This is a genomic window from Arthrobacter sp. 05T45 (assembly GCF_056395875.1).
The window spans coordinates 203,223-217,992 of sequence record NZ_JBFTKI010000005.1; the positions used below are offsets into that span (position 1 = coordinate 203,223).

General features: G+C 68.7%; 11 protein-coding genes. 3 read left to right on the top strand and 8 right to left on the bottom strand.

The window, feature by feature from the left end:
• Positions 1 to 10: 10 nt before the first annotated feature.
• The 3 genes from AC1DGD_RS08375 to tdh all read right to left on the bottom strand — a co-directional run bounded on the left by AC1DGD_RS08375 (position 11) and on the right by tdh (position 4,305).
• Complete coding sequence (locus AC1DGD_RS08375) at positions 11 to 1,195, bottom strand: NAD(P)/FAD-dependent oxidoreductase (RefSeq protein ID WP_476856492.1); 1,185 nt, start codon at positions 1,193 to 1,195, stop codon at positions 11 to 13.
• A 754-nt stretch (positions 1,196 to 1,949) separates the two neighbouring features.
• Positions 1,950 to 3,161, bottom strand: a complete 1,212-nt coding sequence (locus tag AC1DGD_RS08380) for a glycine C-acetyltransferase (protein WP_243179652.1) — start codon at positions 3,159 to 3,161, stop codon at positions 1,950 to 1,952.
• A 97-nt stretch (positions 3,162 to 3,258) separates the two neighbouring features.
• The gene (gene tdh / locus AC1DGD_RS08385) at positions 3,259 to 4,305 is read right to left on the bottom strand and encodes an L-threonine 3-dehydrogenase (RefSeq protein WP_223914081.1); all 1,047 of its coding nucleotides are present in this window, start codon (positions 4,303 to 4,305) and stop codon (positions 3,259 to 3,261) included.
• Positions 4,306 to 4,485: 180 nt separating this feature from the next.
• Between tdh and AC1DGD_RS08390 the strand changes: the two genes are divergently transcribed.
• Positions 4,486 to 5,394, top strand: coding sequence for a LysR family transcriptional regulator (locus tag AC1DGD_RS08390; RefSeq protein WP_476856493.1), 909 nt, complete (start codon positions 4,486 to 4,488; stop codon positions 5,392 to 5,394).
• A gap of 3 nt (positions 5,395 to 5,397) precedes the next feature.
• Here the strand turns inward: AC1DGD_RS08390 and gatB are convergent, their stop codons facing one another.
• The 4 genes from gatB to AC1DGD_RS08410 all read right to left on the bottom strand — a co-directional run bounded on the left by gatB (position 5,398) and on the right by AC1DGD_RS08410 (position 10,427).
• Entirely contained in the window at positions 5,398 to 6,903 is a 1,506-nt protein-coding gene (gene gatB / locus AC1DGD_RS08395) for an Asp-tRNA(Asn)/Glu-tRNA(Gln) amidotransferase subunit GatB (RefSeq protein WP_476856494.1), read from the bottom strand.
• The gene (gatA, locus tag AC1DGD_RS08400) at positions 6,903 to 8,468 is read right to left on the bottom strand and encodes an Asp-tRNA(Asn)/Glu-tRNA(Gln) amidotransferase subunit GatA (protein WP_476856495.1); all 1,566 of its coding nucleotides are present in this window, start codon (positions 8,466 to 8,468) and stop codon (positions 6,903 to 6,905) included. The genes gatB and gatA overlap by 1 nt, the downstream gene beginning before the upstream one ends.
• A 4-nt stretch (positions 8,469 to 8,472) precedes the next feature.
• Positions 8,473 to 8,769: an Asp-tRNA(Asn)/Glu-tRNA(Gln) amidotransferase subunit GatC gene (gatC, locus tag AC1DGD_RS08405; RefSeq protein ID WP_026537696.1), complete on the bottom strand. Its 297-nt coding sequence runs from the start codon at positions 8,767 to 8,769 to the stop codon at positions 8,473 to 8,475.
• Positions 8,770 to 8,945: 176 nt separating this feature from the next.
• A complete protein-coding gene (locus AC1DGD_RS08410; protein ID WP_476856496.1) occupies positions 8,946 to 10,427 on the bottom strand; it encodes a CitMHS family transporter in 1,482 nt (493 codons plus the stop codon).
• 169 nt (positions 10,428 to 10,596) lie between these two features.
• Here AC1DGD_RS08410 and AC1DGD_RS08415 point away from each other — a divergent pair, with 169 nt between their 5' ends.
• Together AC1DGD_RS08415 and AC1DGD_RS08420 are read left to right on the top strand one after the other, a co-directional pair.
• Entirely contained in the window at positions 10,597 to 12,351 is a 1,755-nt protein-coding gene (locus AC1DGD_RS08415; RefSeq protein ID WP_476856497.1) for a sensor histidine kinase, read from the top strand.
• On the top strand, positions 12,344 to 13,015 hold the full coding sequence (locus tag AC1DGD_RS08420; protein WP_223914086.1) for a response regulator: 672 nt from the start codon (positions 12,344 to 12,346) through the stop codon (positions 13,013 to 13,015). The genes AC1DGD_RS08415 and AC1DGD_RS08420 overlap by 8 nt, the downstream gene beginning before the upstream one ends.
• Before the next feature lie 28 nt (positions 13,016 to 13,043).
• Here AC1DGD_RS08420 and AC1DGD_RS08425 read toward each other — a convergent pair whose 3' ends face one another.
• Positions 13,044 to 14,759, bottom strand: a complete 1,716-nt coding sequence (locus tag AC1DGD_RS08425) for a SulP family inorganic anion transporter (RefSeq protein ID WP_476856498.1) — start codon at positions 14,757 to 14,759, stop codon at positions 13,044 to 13,046.
• Positions 14,760 to 14,770 lie beyond the last annotated feature (11 nt).

Sequence of the window (14,770 nt, forward strand, 5' to 3'; positions counted from 1 at the left end):
GATCCATTCTTCAGCGCCGGATGGACCAGCGGGTCGCGGCCAGCGCCTCCGCTGTCCGGGATGCCGGACTGGCCTCGGTGGACGGGGGCACAGCCAGGGGCACAGCCGGGGCCAGGGCCGGGGGCACAGCCGGGGTCAGGGCCGGGGCCAGGGCCGGGGCGGTGCCCTGGCCGGCGAGGATCAGCCCGGCGGCCAGTTCCGCGACGCCGGATGAGGTCTGGAATCCGTACCCGCCCTGGCCGGCGAGCCAGAAGAATCCGGTGGCCTCGGCGTCGAACCCCACCACCGGGACGCCGTCGGCCGCCTCCGTCCGCAGCCCCGTCCAGGCCGTGCGGACGTTCCGGATCCCGAGCGTCGTGACCTCGTTGAGCCGGGCGATGACCCGTTCGATGTCGCCGGGATAGGGCCGGGCGTCCTCGGGTCCGCTCGGCACGTGTTCGGCGGGCGAGATCAGGACCTGGCCGTTGTCCGGCCGGAAGTAGAAGCTGTCATCGGCCGCCGCCACCATCGGGCTGGCTTCCGGGAGGGGATTCTCGACGTCGACGATCGCCGCGGTGCGCCGGTACGGCTGCAGGCCCAGCTTCTCGACGCCATTGAGGACGGCGAGCTCGTCGGCCCAGGCACCGGCGGCATTGACCACGACGGCGGACTGGAAGCCTTCCTGCCCGGCGCCCAGTTCCCAGCCGGTGCCCAGCCGCTGGGCGGAATGGACCCTGGCGCCGGTAATGATGTCCACGCCGCCGGCCACGGCGAGCCGCCGGTGGTCCTCGAGCAGCACGGGGGCGTTGCAGGCGAAGGACCCGGTGTCCAGCCCGGCGGCGCTGAACGAATCCGGGACCAGGGCCGGGCACAGATCCAGTGCCTCGGCGTGGGTGATCCGCTGCATGTGTCCGCTTGCCTCCGCCCGGACGGTGGCGTCGTCCCCGATCAGCATGAAGCTGCGCGGGGTGAGCACCGGTTCCGGACGTTCGGCGTCCTGGGCCGCGATGAGGTCGAGCGTCCGGACGGTGAGCTCCTGGACCACAGGCGGTCCGTAGCTGGGAATCAGTTGCCGGGCTGAGCGGGCCGAGGTGTGGTACGCCAGGGTCTGCTCGGCTTCGATCAGGGCCACGCTGCAGTGCCCGGCCAAGGCGGAAGCAAGGGACAGGCCGGCGATCCCGCCGCCGACAATTACGACATCGTAATGAGCTGACATGATCCCATCCTTGCAGATCGTCGGGTCAGGTGATCACGTCCCGGTATCCGGCGTTTGCCGCAACCTGCGCCCGAGCGAGCAACGTCAATCGGGTCCCACAGTCATCACCTGCGCCGTTGTTGGGTCCCAGGGCGTTGAAATCCAGTGGCTCACGGCGTTCTCGGCACATGCCGTCTCCACGATTCCGAGTTTGGCGGCAACCTTCTTGGAACCCCGGCTGTTTGGATAAATTGTGCACGCCGGCCCGGGACATGCCCTTCCATGGTCCGCACGACTGGACATGTCCCCCGTTGCGGCGTGCAGGCGCGGGACATGCCCCTCGTGGTCATGGCCGTTGGACAGAGTGGCATTATGTCCAGTCCTCGCTGCCGGAGCTGGACATGTCCCCCGTTGCGGCGTACCGGCACGGGACATGCCCTTCGTTGGTCGTGGCCGTTGGACAGAGTGGCATTATGTCCAGTCCTCGCTGCCGGAGCTGGACATGTCCCCCGTTGCCGCGTGCAGGCCCGGGACAGGCACTTCCCTGGTCCGCGCGCCTGGACATGTCCCCCGTTGCGGCGTACCGGCMCGGGACATGCCCYTCGTTGGTCGTGGCCGTTGGACAGAGTGGCATTATGTCCAGTCCTCGCTGCCGGGGCTGGGCATGTCCCGCGGACAAGCCAGAGGAGGAAGCCGGGATGAACGAGCAAGGCCGGGCAGGGTGGGGCCGGACCCCGTGCTGAAAGCGGGGGGTCCGGCCCGGCGATCAGGCGGACTAGGCTGCTGCCACCGCCGCGCGGCTGCGCACGAACGCCTGGACGCAGGCCTCGACGTCGTCGGCGCTGTGTGCGGCCGAAAGCTGGACGCGGATCCGGGCGGCGCCCTTGGGCACCACCGGGTAGCTGAACGCCGTGACGAAGACGCCGTTGTGGAGCATGGCATCGGCCACCTTGGCGGCCATGACGGCGTCGCCGAACATAACCGGGACAATGGCGTGCTCGCCGGGGAGCAGGTCGAAGCCTTCCTCGCTCATGCGGTTCCGGAAGAGCTCCGCGTTGGCGAAGAGCTTGCCGCGCAGTTCGCCGGAGTTTTCCACGAGGTCCAGGGCCTTGAGCGTGGCCGCGACGATCGCCGGGGCCAGCGAGTTGGAGAACAGGTAGGGGCGGGCCTTCTGGCGGAGCATCGCCACCACCTCACCGCGGCCCGAGACATAGCCGCCGGAGGCGCCGCCGAGGGCCTTGCCGAACGTGCCGGTGTAGATGTCCACGCGGTCCGAGACGCCGGCGTGTTCCGGCGTGCCGGCACCGGTGGCTCCCATGAAGCCCACCGCGTGTGAATCGTCCACCATGACCAGGGCGTCGTACTTGTCGGCGAGGTCGCAGATCGCTTCGAGCGGGGCCAGGAAGCCGTCCATCGAGAAGACGCCGTCCGTGACGATGATCTTGCGGCGGGCCGGGTTCTCCTGCGTGGTGGCCTCGATCAGCTTCGATTCGAGGTCCGCCATGTCCTGGTTGGCGTAGCGGAAGCGCTGGGCCTTGCAGAGCCGGATGCCGTCAATGATGGACGCGTGGTTCAGGGCGTCCGAGATGACGGCGTCTTCCGGGCCGAAGAGGGACTCGAACACGCCGCCGTTGGCGTCGAAGCAGCTGGAGAACAGGATGGTGTCCTCGGTGCCGAGGAACGCCGAGACACGCTTTTCCAGTGCCAGGTGCAGGTCCTGGGTGCCGCAGATGAAGCGCACGCTGGCCATGCCGAAGCCGCGCTCGTCCATGGCCGTCTTCGCCGCGGCGATGATGTCCGGGTGGTCGGCGAGGCCCAGGTAGTTGTTGGCGCAGAAGTTCAGCACGTCGGCGCCGGACTCGCCGATCTGCCCGGCCTTGATGCGGTTGGCCTGCGGCGAGTCGATGTGCCGCTCGGTCTTGAACAGACCGGCGCTGCGGATCTCATCGAGTTCGTGCTGCAGCTGGTCCTTGATGGCTGAATACATGGGTTGGCTCCTCGGCTGGTTGGATGCGGGGGCGGAATGCTGTGCGTGGAATGCTGTGTCGGGCAGGGGCCCGGAAGCGTGCGGTCAGGAAAGGGGCCTAGAAAACGGTCCAGTCGAGGACCACCTTGCCGCCGACGCCGGCGCGGGCCACCTCGAAACCCTTTTCCCAGTCGGTGGCCGGCAGCGTGTCCGTGACCACGGCCGAGATGTTTGCGTGCAGGGCAGGGTTGGAGGAGAGCATGGCGCTCATCGCGTACCAGGTCTCGAACATTTCGCGGCCGTAGATGCCCTTCATGGTCAGCATGTGCGTGACCACCTTGCCCCAGTTGATGTCGATGGACTGGCTGGGCAGTCCCAGCATCGCGATCCGGCCGCCGTGGTTCATGTTGTCGATCATCTCAGGCAGCGCGGTGGGGTGTCCCGACATTTCCATGCCGATGTCGAAGCCTTCGCGCATGCCGAGTTCGCGCTGGGCGTCCTTGACCCGCATTTTCGAGACATCGATCGCGAGGTCGACGCCGAGCCTGCGGGCCAGTTCCAGCCGGGGCGCGGAGACGTCGGTGATCGCGATCTTGCGGGCGCCCGCGTGCCGGGCGACGGCGATCGCCATCAGGCCGATGGGTCCGGCGCCGGTGATCAGCACGTCCTCGCCGACCAGCGGGAAGCTCAGAGCGGTGTGGACGGCGTTGCCGAAGGGGTCGAAGATGGCGCCGAGTTCCGGGGTGACCGAGGGGTCCTGGTGGACCCAGACGTTGGTCTCGGGGATCACCACGTACTCGGCGAAGGCGCCGTCGCGCTGGACGCCGACGCTGACGGTGTTGATGCACATCTGCCGGCGGCCGGCGCGGCAGTTGCGGCAGATTCCGCAGACGATGTGGCCTTCGCCGGAGACCCGGTCCCCCACCTTGACGTCCAGGACGTCCTCGCCGGTCTCCACGACCTCGCCGTAGAACTCGTGGCCGGCGATCAGGGGGGCGTTGATGATGCCCTGCGCCCAGGCGTCCCAGGCCTGGATGTGCAGGTCCGTGCCGCAGATGCCGGTGGTCATGACGCGGATCTTGACGTCCCCGGGGCCGGTCTCCGGCTCGGGACGGTCGACGAGCTCGAATCCTGCGTGGGCGCCGGCTTTGTAGAGAGCCTTCATGGGCCTTCCTAACTGTGCTTTTGGGGTCCTGCTCCGCGCGTTCTGTTCCGCGAGTTCTGTTCCGCATGCGGGGCCGGCGTGTGGGTCAACTCACCCCATTAGACCCACCAGAAAGCATTAGCACAACCGAATTCTTCTCAATCGACGAATTAGCAATTGCTGTTGCATAGAATGGCTGGCATGGAAATCCACCAGCTGGAGATGTTGCGCGAACTCGGAGCACTGGGCAGCGTCAAGGCCGTCGCCGAAACCCTCCTGGTGACGCCGTCGGCCGTGTCCCAGCAACTGGCCGCGCTGCAGAAGACCGTGGAGGTGCCGCTGACCCGCAAGGAGGGCCGGAACCTGGTGCTCACGGAGGCCGGGCAGGTGCTGGCGGACGCCGGGGCCGCGGTGGTCAGCGCGATGGCGGATGCGAAGATGGCGATCGGCGCCTACCACGGCTCACCGGTGGCGCCGGTGACGCTCAGCGGTTTCCACAGCGCCGGGCAGGCATTGTTCGCGCCGCTGGCCCGGCTGCTGGACGGCCCGGGCCAGCCGCGGATCCTGCTCTCCGACGAGGACGTCGCGCAACAGGATTTCCCGGCCCTGACGGCGCGCTACGACCTGGTCCTGGCGCACCGGATGGACCACAGCCCGCGCTGGCCCGAGGAACGCGTCGCGGTGATCCCGCTCGCGCATGAGCCGCTGGACGTGGCGCTGCCGGCCGGGCACCGGCTGGCCGGCCAGCGCGCGGTGACGGCGGACGACGTCGTGGGCGAACCGTGGGTGACGAGCCGCGGCGGCTACTCCCCCGCCGACGTGCTTTCCACCGTCGCGGCGGTCTCCAGCCGTGAGCTGAACATCGTGCACCGTATCAACGACTACTCGACCGTGGCGGCGCTCGTGGCGGCCGGCGGCGTGATCGGCCTGCTGCCGCGGCACACCGCGCGGCCTGTGCTGAACCCGGACATTGTGCTGCGGCCGCTGGAGGGCATCAGCACCCGGCGCCGGATCGACGTCCTGGCCCGGCCGGAGAACCTTAAACGCACATCGGTCATGATGGTCTGCGAAGCACTGCAGACCATCATGACCGATCTAGTGGGTGGCTAGGGGCTAGCCCTCGACGCCGAGGCGCTGGAGGATCAGCTCGCGCACGCGGCCGGCGTCGGCCTGCCCGCGGGTGGCCTTCATGACCCCGCCGACGATCGCGCCGATCGCCTGGATCTTGCCGCCGCGGATCTTGTCCGCGACGCCGGGCTGCGCGGCGAGGGCCGCGTCGATCGCTTCGAGAAGCGGGCCGTCGTCGGAGACCACGGCGAGGCCGCGTTTCTCGACGATTTCCGCCGGGGTGCCTTCGCCGGCGAGCACGCCGTCCAGGACCTCGGAGGCCATCTTGTTGTTGATCTTGCCGTCCTCAACCATCTTGTTCAGTTCCACGATGGTGGCCGGGTTGACGCCCAGCTGGCCGGGATCGACGTCGGCGTTCTTGGCGCGGCCGACGATCTCGCCCATCCACCATTTGCGGGCCACGGTGGCGGTGGCGCCGGCTGCGATGGTTTCCTCGATCTCGTCCATGACGCCGGCGTTGACGACGTCGCGGAACTCCAGGTCCGAGTAGCCCCAGTCGGCCTGCAGCCGCTTGCGGCGCGCGGCCGGCGGCTCGGGCAGGGTGGCCCGGAGCTCCTCGACCCATTCGCGGGACGCGGTGATCGGGACCAGGTCAGGTTCCGGGAAGTAGCGGTAGTCGTCGGCGTCGGACTTGGCCCGGCCCGACGTCGTGGTCCGCGTGTCCTCGTGCCAGTGGCGGGTTTCCTGGATGACCGGCTCGCCGGAGTCCAGCACGGCGGCGTGCCGCTGGATCTCGTAGCGGACCGCGTGTTCGACGGCGCGCAGCGAGTTGACGTTCTTGGTCTCCGAGCGGATGCCGAAACGTTCGCGGCCGTGCGGGCGCAGCGAGACGTTGGCGTCGCAGCGGACGTTGCCGCGCTCCATCTTCGCGTCCGAAACCCCGAGGTTCTTGACGATCTCGCGGACGGCGGCCACGTAGGCCTTGGCGAGTTCGGGGGCGCGGCTGCCGGCGCCCTCGATCGGCTTGGTGACGATCTCGACCAGCGGCACGCCGGAACGGTTGTAGTCCACCAGGGAGTAGTCCGCGCCCTGGATGCGGCCGGTGGCGCCGCCCATGTGGGTCAGCTTGCCGGCGTCCTCCTCCATGTGCGCGCGTTCAATCTCGACCCGGAACACGGTGCCGTCGGAGAGCTCGACGTCCAGGTAGCCGTCGTACGCGATGGGCTCGTCGTACTGGGAGGTCTGGAAGTTCTTCGGGGTGTCCGGGTAGAAGTAGTTCTTCCGGGCGAAGCGGCACTTCTCGGCGATCTTGCAGTTCAGCGCCAGGCCGATCTTGATCGAGGACTCGATCGCGGTCTTGTTCACCACCGGCAGCACGCCGGGCATGCCGAGATCCACCTCGTTGACGTTGGTGTTCGGCTCATCGCCGAAGACGTTCGGCGCGGAGGAGAACATCTTGGTCTTGGTGTTGAGCTCCACGTGGACCTCGAACCCCAGGACGGGATCGTACTTGTCCATCGCCTCTTCGAAGCTGAGGGTTGCGTCAGTCATTAGTGTGAGCCTCCGTGGCTTGAGGCGGCGGCAGCCGCAGAAGTAGCAGTGAGCGAGGGGGCCCTATCCAGCAGCGGGCCGCCCCACTGCGCCTCGAGCAGGGATTCCAGGACCGCGCCGACGCGGTACAGGCGGGCATCCTGGCGGGCCGGGGCCAGGAGCTGGATGCCCACGGGCAGTCCGTCCTCGTCGGCCAGGCCGCCGGGCAGGGACAGGCCGGGGACGCCTGCCATGTTCGCCGGGATGGTGGCGACGTCGTTGAGGTACATCGCCAGCGGGTCGTTGAGCTTCTCGCCGAGCTTGAACGCCGTGGTCGGCGCCGTCGGGGAAATCAGCACGTCGGCCTTTTCGAAGGCGGCGTCGAAGTCGCGCTGGATCAGGGTGCGCACCTTCTGGGCCGAGCCGTAGTAGGCGTCGTAGTAGCCGGCGCTCAGGGCGTAGGTGCCCAGGATGATCCGGCGCTTGACCTCGTCGCCGAAGCCGGCGGCGCGGGTGGCGCCCATGACCCGCTCGATGGTCAGCGGTCCCTGTTCGGGCAGGACCCGCAGGCCGTAGCGGACGCCGTCGAACTTGGCCAGGTTGGAGGAGGCCTCCGACGGCATGATCAGGTAGTAGGCGCCCAGGGCGTACTTGAAGTTGGGGCAGGAGACCTCGACGATCTCGGCGCCCGCGCCCTTGAGCAGCTCGAGGGATTCGTTGAAGCGGTTCTCGACGCCGGCCTGGTAGCCCTCGCCGTGGAGTTCCTTGATGATGCCGATCTTCATGCCCTCGACGTTGCCGGTCCTGGCCGCGGCCACGAGGTCCTCGAGCGGGTCCGGCAGCGAGGTGGAGTCGCGCGGATCGTGCCCGCCAATCACCTGGTGCAGCAGGGCCGAGTCGAGAACGGTGCGCGAGACCGGGCCGATCTGGTCCAGCGAGGAGGCCATGGCGATGGCGCCGTAGCGGGAAACGCCGCCGTAGGTGGGCTTGACGCCGACCGTGCCGGTGACGGCGCCGGGCTGGCGGATGGATCCGCCGGTGTCCGTGCCGAGTGCCAGCGGGGCTTCGAAGGCCGCGACGGCGGCAGCGGAGCCGCCGCCGGAACCGCCGGGGATGCGGTCCAGGTCCCACGGGTTGTGCGTGGGCCCGTAGGCGGAGTGTTCGGTGGAGGAGCCCATCGCGAATTCGTCGAGGTTCGTCTTGCCCAGGATCGGCATCTTGGCGGCGCGCAGGCGCTCGACGACGGTGGCGTCGTAGGGGCTGTGCCAGCCTTCGAGGATCTTCGAGCCGGCCGTGGTGGGCTGGCCGATCGTGACGATGAGGTCCTTGACGGCGATCGGGACGCCCGCGAGGACGTGGAGCTCTTCGGCGGCGGCACCGCCGGCGGCGCGGATCGCATCCACTTCGGCGGCGACGGCGAGCGCCTCGTCGGTGTTGACGTGGAGGAAGGCGTGGACCTTGCCGTCGACGGCGGCGATGCGGTCCAGGTAGGCCTGGGTGACCTCGACGGCGGTGATCTCGCGGGCGGCCAGCTTCTCGGCGAGCGCGGCGGCGGAGAGGCGGATCAGTTCGTTGTTCTCAGTCATGGTCTTAGTCCTCATCCAGGATTGCCGGGACCTTGAAACGGCCTTCGTACGCGTCGGGGGCACCCGAGAGGGATTGCTCGGCCGTAAACGTGTGGCCCACGACGTCCTCGCGGAACACATTGGTCAGCGGAATCGGGTGGGACGTGGCCGGGACGTCATCACCGGCGGCTTCACTGACGGACTTCACTGAATCCACGATGACGGCGAGTTCGCCGGCCATCCTGTCCAGCTCTTCAGCACTCATCTCGATGTGCGCGAGTTGCGCGAGATGCGCGACGTCGTCGCGGTTGATCGCAGCCATGGATCTCCCCTGCAAGGTATGGATAATTTTCCGTCCCAGTCTACGTGGGTTGGACGGTGGTTACTGTCCGCCGCCTGGAACGACGACCACAAACAACGCGGGGTCACTTACGGTCCATCCGGAGGTCCCGAATGGGCCGTAAGTGACCCCGCGTTGGTTGGTGTTGTTGGGAGTGGTTAGCCGATGCCGATGGCTCCGGTGAGCACTCCGACGCCGAGCATCACCAGGGAGATCACGGCCGTGCGCCACAGGACCTTCTTGTGGTGGTCGCCCAGGTCCACCTTGGCGAGGGAGACCAGGAGCAGGATGGCCGGGACCAGGGGGCTCTGGAGGTGGAAGGGCTGGCCGGTGATGGAAGCGCGGGCCATGTCGGCGGCGCTGACGCCGTAGTGGGCCGCCGTTTCGCTCAGGACCGGCAGGACGCCGAAGTAGAAGGCGTCGTTGCTCATGAAGAACGTCATCGGGATGCTCAGGACGCCGGTGATCACGGCCATCAGCGGACCCATGTCGGACGGGATGATCTGGACCAGCCATTCCGACATGGCCTTGACCATGCCAGTGCCGTTGAGGACGCCGGTGAGGACCGAGGCGGCCATGACCATGCTGACGACGGCGACGATCGAGGGAGCGTGCGCGATCAGCTGGGCGCTCTGGTCCTTGACCTTGGGGAAGTTGACCAGCAGGGCGATGGCGGAGCCGACCATGAAGACGAACGGGAGCGGAATGACGTTGGCGACGAGCGTCACCATGACCGCGACCGTGAGGCCGAGGTTGAACCAGAACAGCTTGGGACGGAGGGTCTTGCGGTTGGGGTCCAGGGCGGTGTCGGCCATGGCGGAGTCGCGGTCGTCAACGAGGGAATCGGTGCGCTCCAGCACTGCAACGGACGATCCTTCCGGGGAGAGCCCGGCGGGCGAGGCTCCGGGGTCCTTGCGGCCGCGGCGGATGCCGGTACCGCCGGCCGCGCTGCCGCCGGCTGCGCCGTCTGCGTCGCCGTCGAAGGCTGCGGCTGTATCCGGGACGCCCCAGATCTCGGGGGCGACGGCGCGGAGGCGGTTGCGTTCCTGCAGGCCGAGCAGCCAGGAGAAGACCAGCACGACGATGAGCCCGGCGATGAGGGACGGGACCATGGGCACGAAGACATCATTGACGTCGAGCTTCAGCGCGGAGGCGGCGCGGGCGGTGGGGCCGCCCCAGGGCAGGATGTTCATGGTGCCGTTGGCCAGGCCGGCCACGCAGGTCAGGACCACGGGGCTCATCTTCAGCCGCAGGTAGACCGGCAGCATCGCCGCGGTGGTGAGGATGAAGGTGGTGGAGCCGTCACCGTCGAGGGAGACCGCTGCCGCGAGGATGGCCGTGCCCAGGACAACCTTGGCGGGGTCGTTGCCGAGCTTTCGCAGGATGAACCGGACCAGGGGGTCAAAGAGCCCGACGTCGATCATCAGCCCGAAGTAGATGATCGCGAACATCAGCAGCGCGGCGGTGGAGGTCATGGATTTCATGGAGTCCATGACCATCGGGCCGATCCCGAGGCCCGCGCCGGCGAAAAGCCCGAAGACTGTGGGAACAATGATGAGCGCCAGCACCGGCGTCAACTTCTTCGTCATGATCAGCACCATGAATACCGCGATCATGGCGAATCCTAGTAATACCAGCACGGCCGGCTCCTTCTTCGTTGAATGACACCACTCCGGTGTGATGCGCACTACAGACGTTAGAGTGGCGCCCGTCACGACTGGGTCTTTGGCTCAATTGATTGGCATACTGCTTATTGGATGCATTTTGCGCATTTTGCTCACGTCCGTACCAACCCCAGGCAGGAGCCCGATGAAGCGCCGCACAGCTCTGCCGGCCCTGCGCTTTTCGACCCAGACACTGCTGCTGCAGCTCGGCGTCGTGGCGCTGGTGGTGCTGCTGAGCAGCGCCGTCCACGCCTGGCTGAGCTATGACCGGCTGGGCCGCGAGGCGGAGAACCAGGCGCTGACCCTGGCCCGGACGGTGGCCTCGGACCCCTCAGTGCGGGCAGAGGTCCAGTCCATCAGCGCTCTTCCCGCCGCTCCCCCGGCCGCCGAGCTGTTGGCCGGTCCGTTGATGGCTGCCGCGGAGGGTGCCCGCACCCGCACCGGGGCCCTGTTCGTGGTCATTACGGACGAGACCGGCATCCGGCTGGCGCACCCCGACGCGGAGCGGCTGGGCGAAAAGGTCAGTACCGACCCCTCGGACGCCCTCGCGGGCCGGGAGGTCACCACGCGGAACACGGGCACGCTGGGCCCGTCCGCCGGCGCCAAGGTCCCGGTGTATGCCCCGGACTCGACGGCGGTGGTGGGCGAGGTGAGCGTGGGCTACTCCACCGAGACGATCAGCCAAAGCCTGGCCCGGGACATCATCCCCATCGCCGTCACGGCCGCCGGCGCGCTGCTGGCCGGCGTGCTCGCCTCCTTCCTGCTGCGGCGGCGGCTCCAGCGGCTGACCCTCGGGCTGGAACCCGAGGAGATCAGCACCCTGGTGCACGACCAGGTGGCCGTGTTGCAGGGCGTCGACGACGGCGTGATCGGCGTTTCGGCCGACGGCAGGGTCAGCGTTTTCAACGCCGCCGCCCAGCGGCTGCTCGGTGTCCCGGACCTCGCGGGCACGCCCTGGGCCGCCGCGCCGGTCCCGGAGCAGCTCAAGGCCCTGACCCGGGCCGATGCGGCCGAGGGCGAGGCGGTGGAACTCGTGGCCGGCGGCCAGGTGCTGGTGGTGAGCGCCCGCAAGGCTCTGCACGGCCGCGAGGACCTTGGCTGGGTGGTGATGCTGCGGGACCGGACCGAGCTGCAGCAGCTGACCCGCCAGCTCGACGCCGTCGGCACGATGTCCGCGGCTTTGCGGGCGCAGCGCCACGAGTTTGCCAACCAGCTGCACACGATCGCCGGGTTCATGAGCATCGGGGAGCCCCAGCAGGCCCAGGAATATCTCGCCAAACTGGCGGGCACCGGGCCGCTGGCATTCCCGGTGGACCAGGCCGAGCTGCTCCAGGACCCCTACCTGCAGGCCTTCCTCGGCGCCAAGGGCGTCGAGGCGGACGAGCGCGGCGTGAGCCTCCGCCTCGGCCCGGAATCTGTGGTCCGCGGCCGCGTCACCGAACCCCAGGACGTCACCACAGTCCTGGGGAACCTGATCGACAACGCCGTGAAAGCCGCCGTCGCCGGTTCCGCGGCCGAGCGCTGGGTGGAAGTCGAAGTGCTGGACGAACCGGGCATCAACGGAGGCGCCGGCACACTCCACATTGTGGTGGCCGATTCCGGCGACGGCCTGGGCGTTGGAATGACAGCCGCCGAGGCCGAGGGGGTCTTCGCGGAGGGCTACACGACCTCGGTCCGGCCCGCGCGCCCTGGCGGAGGGCAGGGCCTGGGGCTGGCCCTGTCCCGGCAGCTCGCGCGCCGCCGCGGCGGAGACGTGCGGGTGCTCGAGGCCGGCTCCCCCGGCGGCCCGGGCGCCGTTTTCGTGGCCACGCTGCCGGGAACCACCGAACCGGGGCCAACGCTGCCGGGAAATACCGAACCTGGAATCACTGAAGCAAACCGGGAGGACAACGATGTCTGAGGATTTCAGGGTGCTGATTGTCGACGATGATTTCCACGTCGCCAAGCTGCATGCCGCCTATGTGGATTCGGTGGCCGGCTTCCTGGCGCTGCCGCCGGCCGGCTCGGCGTCCCAGGCGCTGCAGGCCATCCACAGCCTCCGCCCGGACCTGGTGCTGCTGGACGTCTACCTGCCGGACGCTTCGGGCCTGGACCTGCTGCACCAGCTGGACGTCGACACCGTGATCCTCAGCGCGGCCTCGGACACGGCCTCGCTGCGCCTCGCGTTCCGCCGCGGGGCACTGGGCTACCTGCTCAAGCCCTTCACAGCCGAATCCCTTTCGCAGCAGCTGCGCTCCTATGCACGCTACCGCCGGATCCTGGCCCAGCCGGGCTCCGTCAGCCAGGAGACGGTGGAGCGCGCCAAGCGCGCCCTGATCCCGGGCGACGTCGTCGCCTCGGCACGTCCCCGCTCCGCCACCGAGGCCGCGGTGCTGGAATCCCTGGTGCCGGGCGAGCAGTATTCGGCCGCCGACGTCGCCGCCCGGGTCGGCGTGTCCCGGGCCACCGCCCAGCGGTATCTGTCCGCGCTGGCGGACGACGGCGCCGTCGACATCCAGCTGCGCTACGGCACCACCGGGCGGCCCGAGCACCGTTACGGAATCCCCGCCCCGGCCGGCCACTAGGCGCCGCGACACAAGCAGCGAAGCCAACTTAGGCGCCGTCGGGCTCCTTCTGTGCCGCCGCCTGCTCCGCCTGCACGGCCCTGTGGATGTTGCCGTGGATCATGTCCGCCCCGATGCGCTCGATCACGCCGTCGCGCTCCAGGACCGCCCGGACCGCGGGCTTCAGCCGGGTCAGGCGCAGGTTGACCCCGGCCTCCCGGGCGAGGATGACGATGTCCGCCACCTTTGCCGCCCCCTGCGAGTCGACGAAGTTGATCCCGCCGCAGTCGAGCACGATCCCGGTGAGCCCCGGCGTCGACTGGATGACGTCGCGCAGGCGGTCCTCCAGTGCATCGGCCGTGGCGAAGAACAGGCCGCCGTCGAACCGGATCACGGCAATGCCGGGAACGGTCTCGTCGCCGGGGTGCTCACCGGCGTCGCGGAAGACCTGGGTCCCGGGCTCGCGGCCCAGGTCGGGCATCTCCGGATGGGTCGCCACCCGGACGAGCCAGATGAGCGAGAGCCCGATCCCAATGACGACGCCCGCCAGCACGCCGAAGATGAGGGTGCCGATGATCGCCGCGACCGCAATCCAGAAGTCGAACTTCTGCACGCGGGCCAGCCGCCGCAGCTCGGGCACGTTCATCATGCCCATGACGACGGCCTCGATGATCAGCGCCGCCAGCACGGGCTTGGGCAGGATCGAGAACAGCGGCGCCAGGAAGAGCAGCGTGAGCAGGACGGTGATCCCGGAGGTGAGGGAGGCCAGTCCGGTCTTCGCCCCCGAGTGGTCGTTCAGCGAGCTCGCGGACAGGCTTGTCGAGACGGGCATCCCCTTGAAGAGACCCGAGGCGATGTTGGCCATTGACTGGGCAATGGATTCCTGGTTGATGTCGATCTGGTAGCGGTGTTTGGCAGCGAACGCCCTCGCATCCCCGGCGGTCTGGGAGAAACCGATCAGGACCAGCGCCACCGCCGCGAGCGCCACGGTGCCGACGTGGTCCCACATGAGCTGACCGTCCGGGACCTGCAGCGAGGGCAGCCCGCTGGGTACGTCGCCTACCAGGGCCACGCCTTTGGCCCCGAGACCGAAGAGCGCCTCCGCCGCCAGTCCGCCGACCACCAGGACCAGGGCGCCGGGGACTTGGGGAGCGATGGCTTTCAGCCCGAAGACGACAGCCAGCGCGATGACCCCCACCACCACGGTGGTCGGCTGCGCCTCGCCCAGGGTGCCCAGCCACGACCACAGCTCCTGGAGCGGGTTGGAGCCGGTGGCCTCGGTCCCGGTGAGTTTGGGGAGCTCCCCGATCACGACGTCGATCGCCGCGCCGAAAAGGAAGCCGGTGACCACGGCCTTCGAGAGGAACTGCGCGATCCAGCCCATCTTGAAGACGGCAAGAATCAGGAACAGAATCCCGGAGGCGAGGGTGATTCCGGCAACGAACGAGGCGATATCCTGTTCGCCGGTGATGCCTGCCGCGAGCACGGCACTCGCGGCCACCGCCGCCAGGCCCGAGCTCGGGCCCATCGAGATCTGCCGGCACGTGCCGAAGATCGCGTACACGATGGCGCCGGCGGCCGCGGCATACAGCCCGTTCTGCAGCGGAATCCCGGCGATGCCTGCGTACCCGAGGTTCTTCGGAACGATCAGGGCCGCGACGGTGACCCCGGCAATCAGATCGCCGCGCAGCCACGAGCGGTCATAGGAGCGGAACTGGCCGATGAGGGGGATCCTGGCGGGCCCCTGCCCGGGTGCCTTGGTCATGCGCTCTTCTT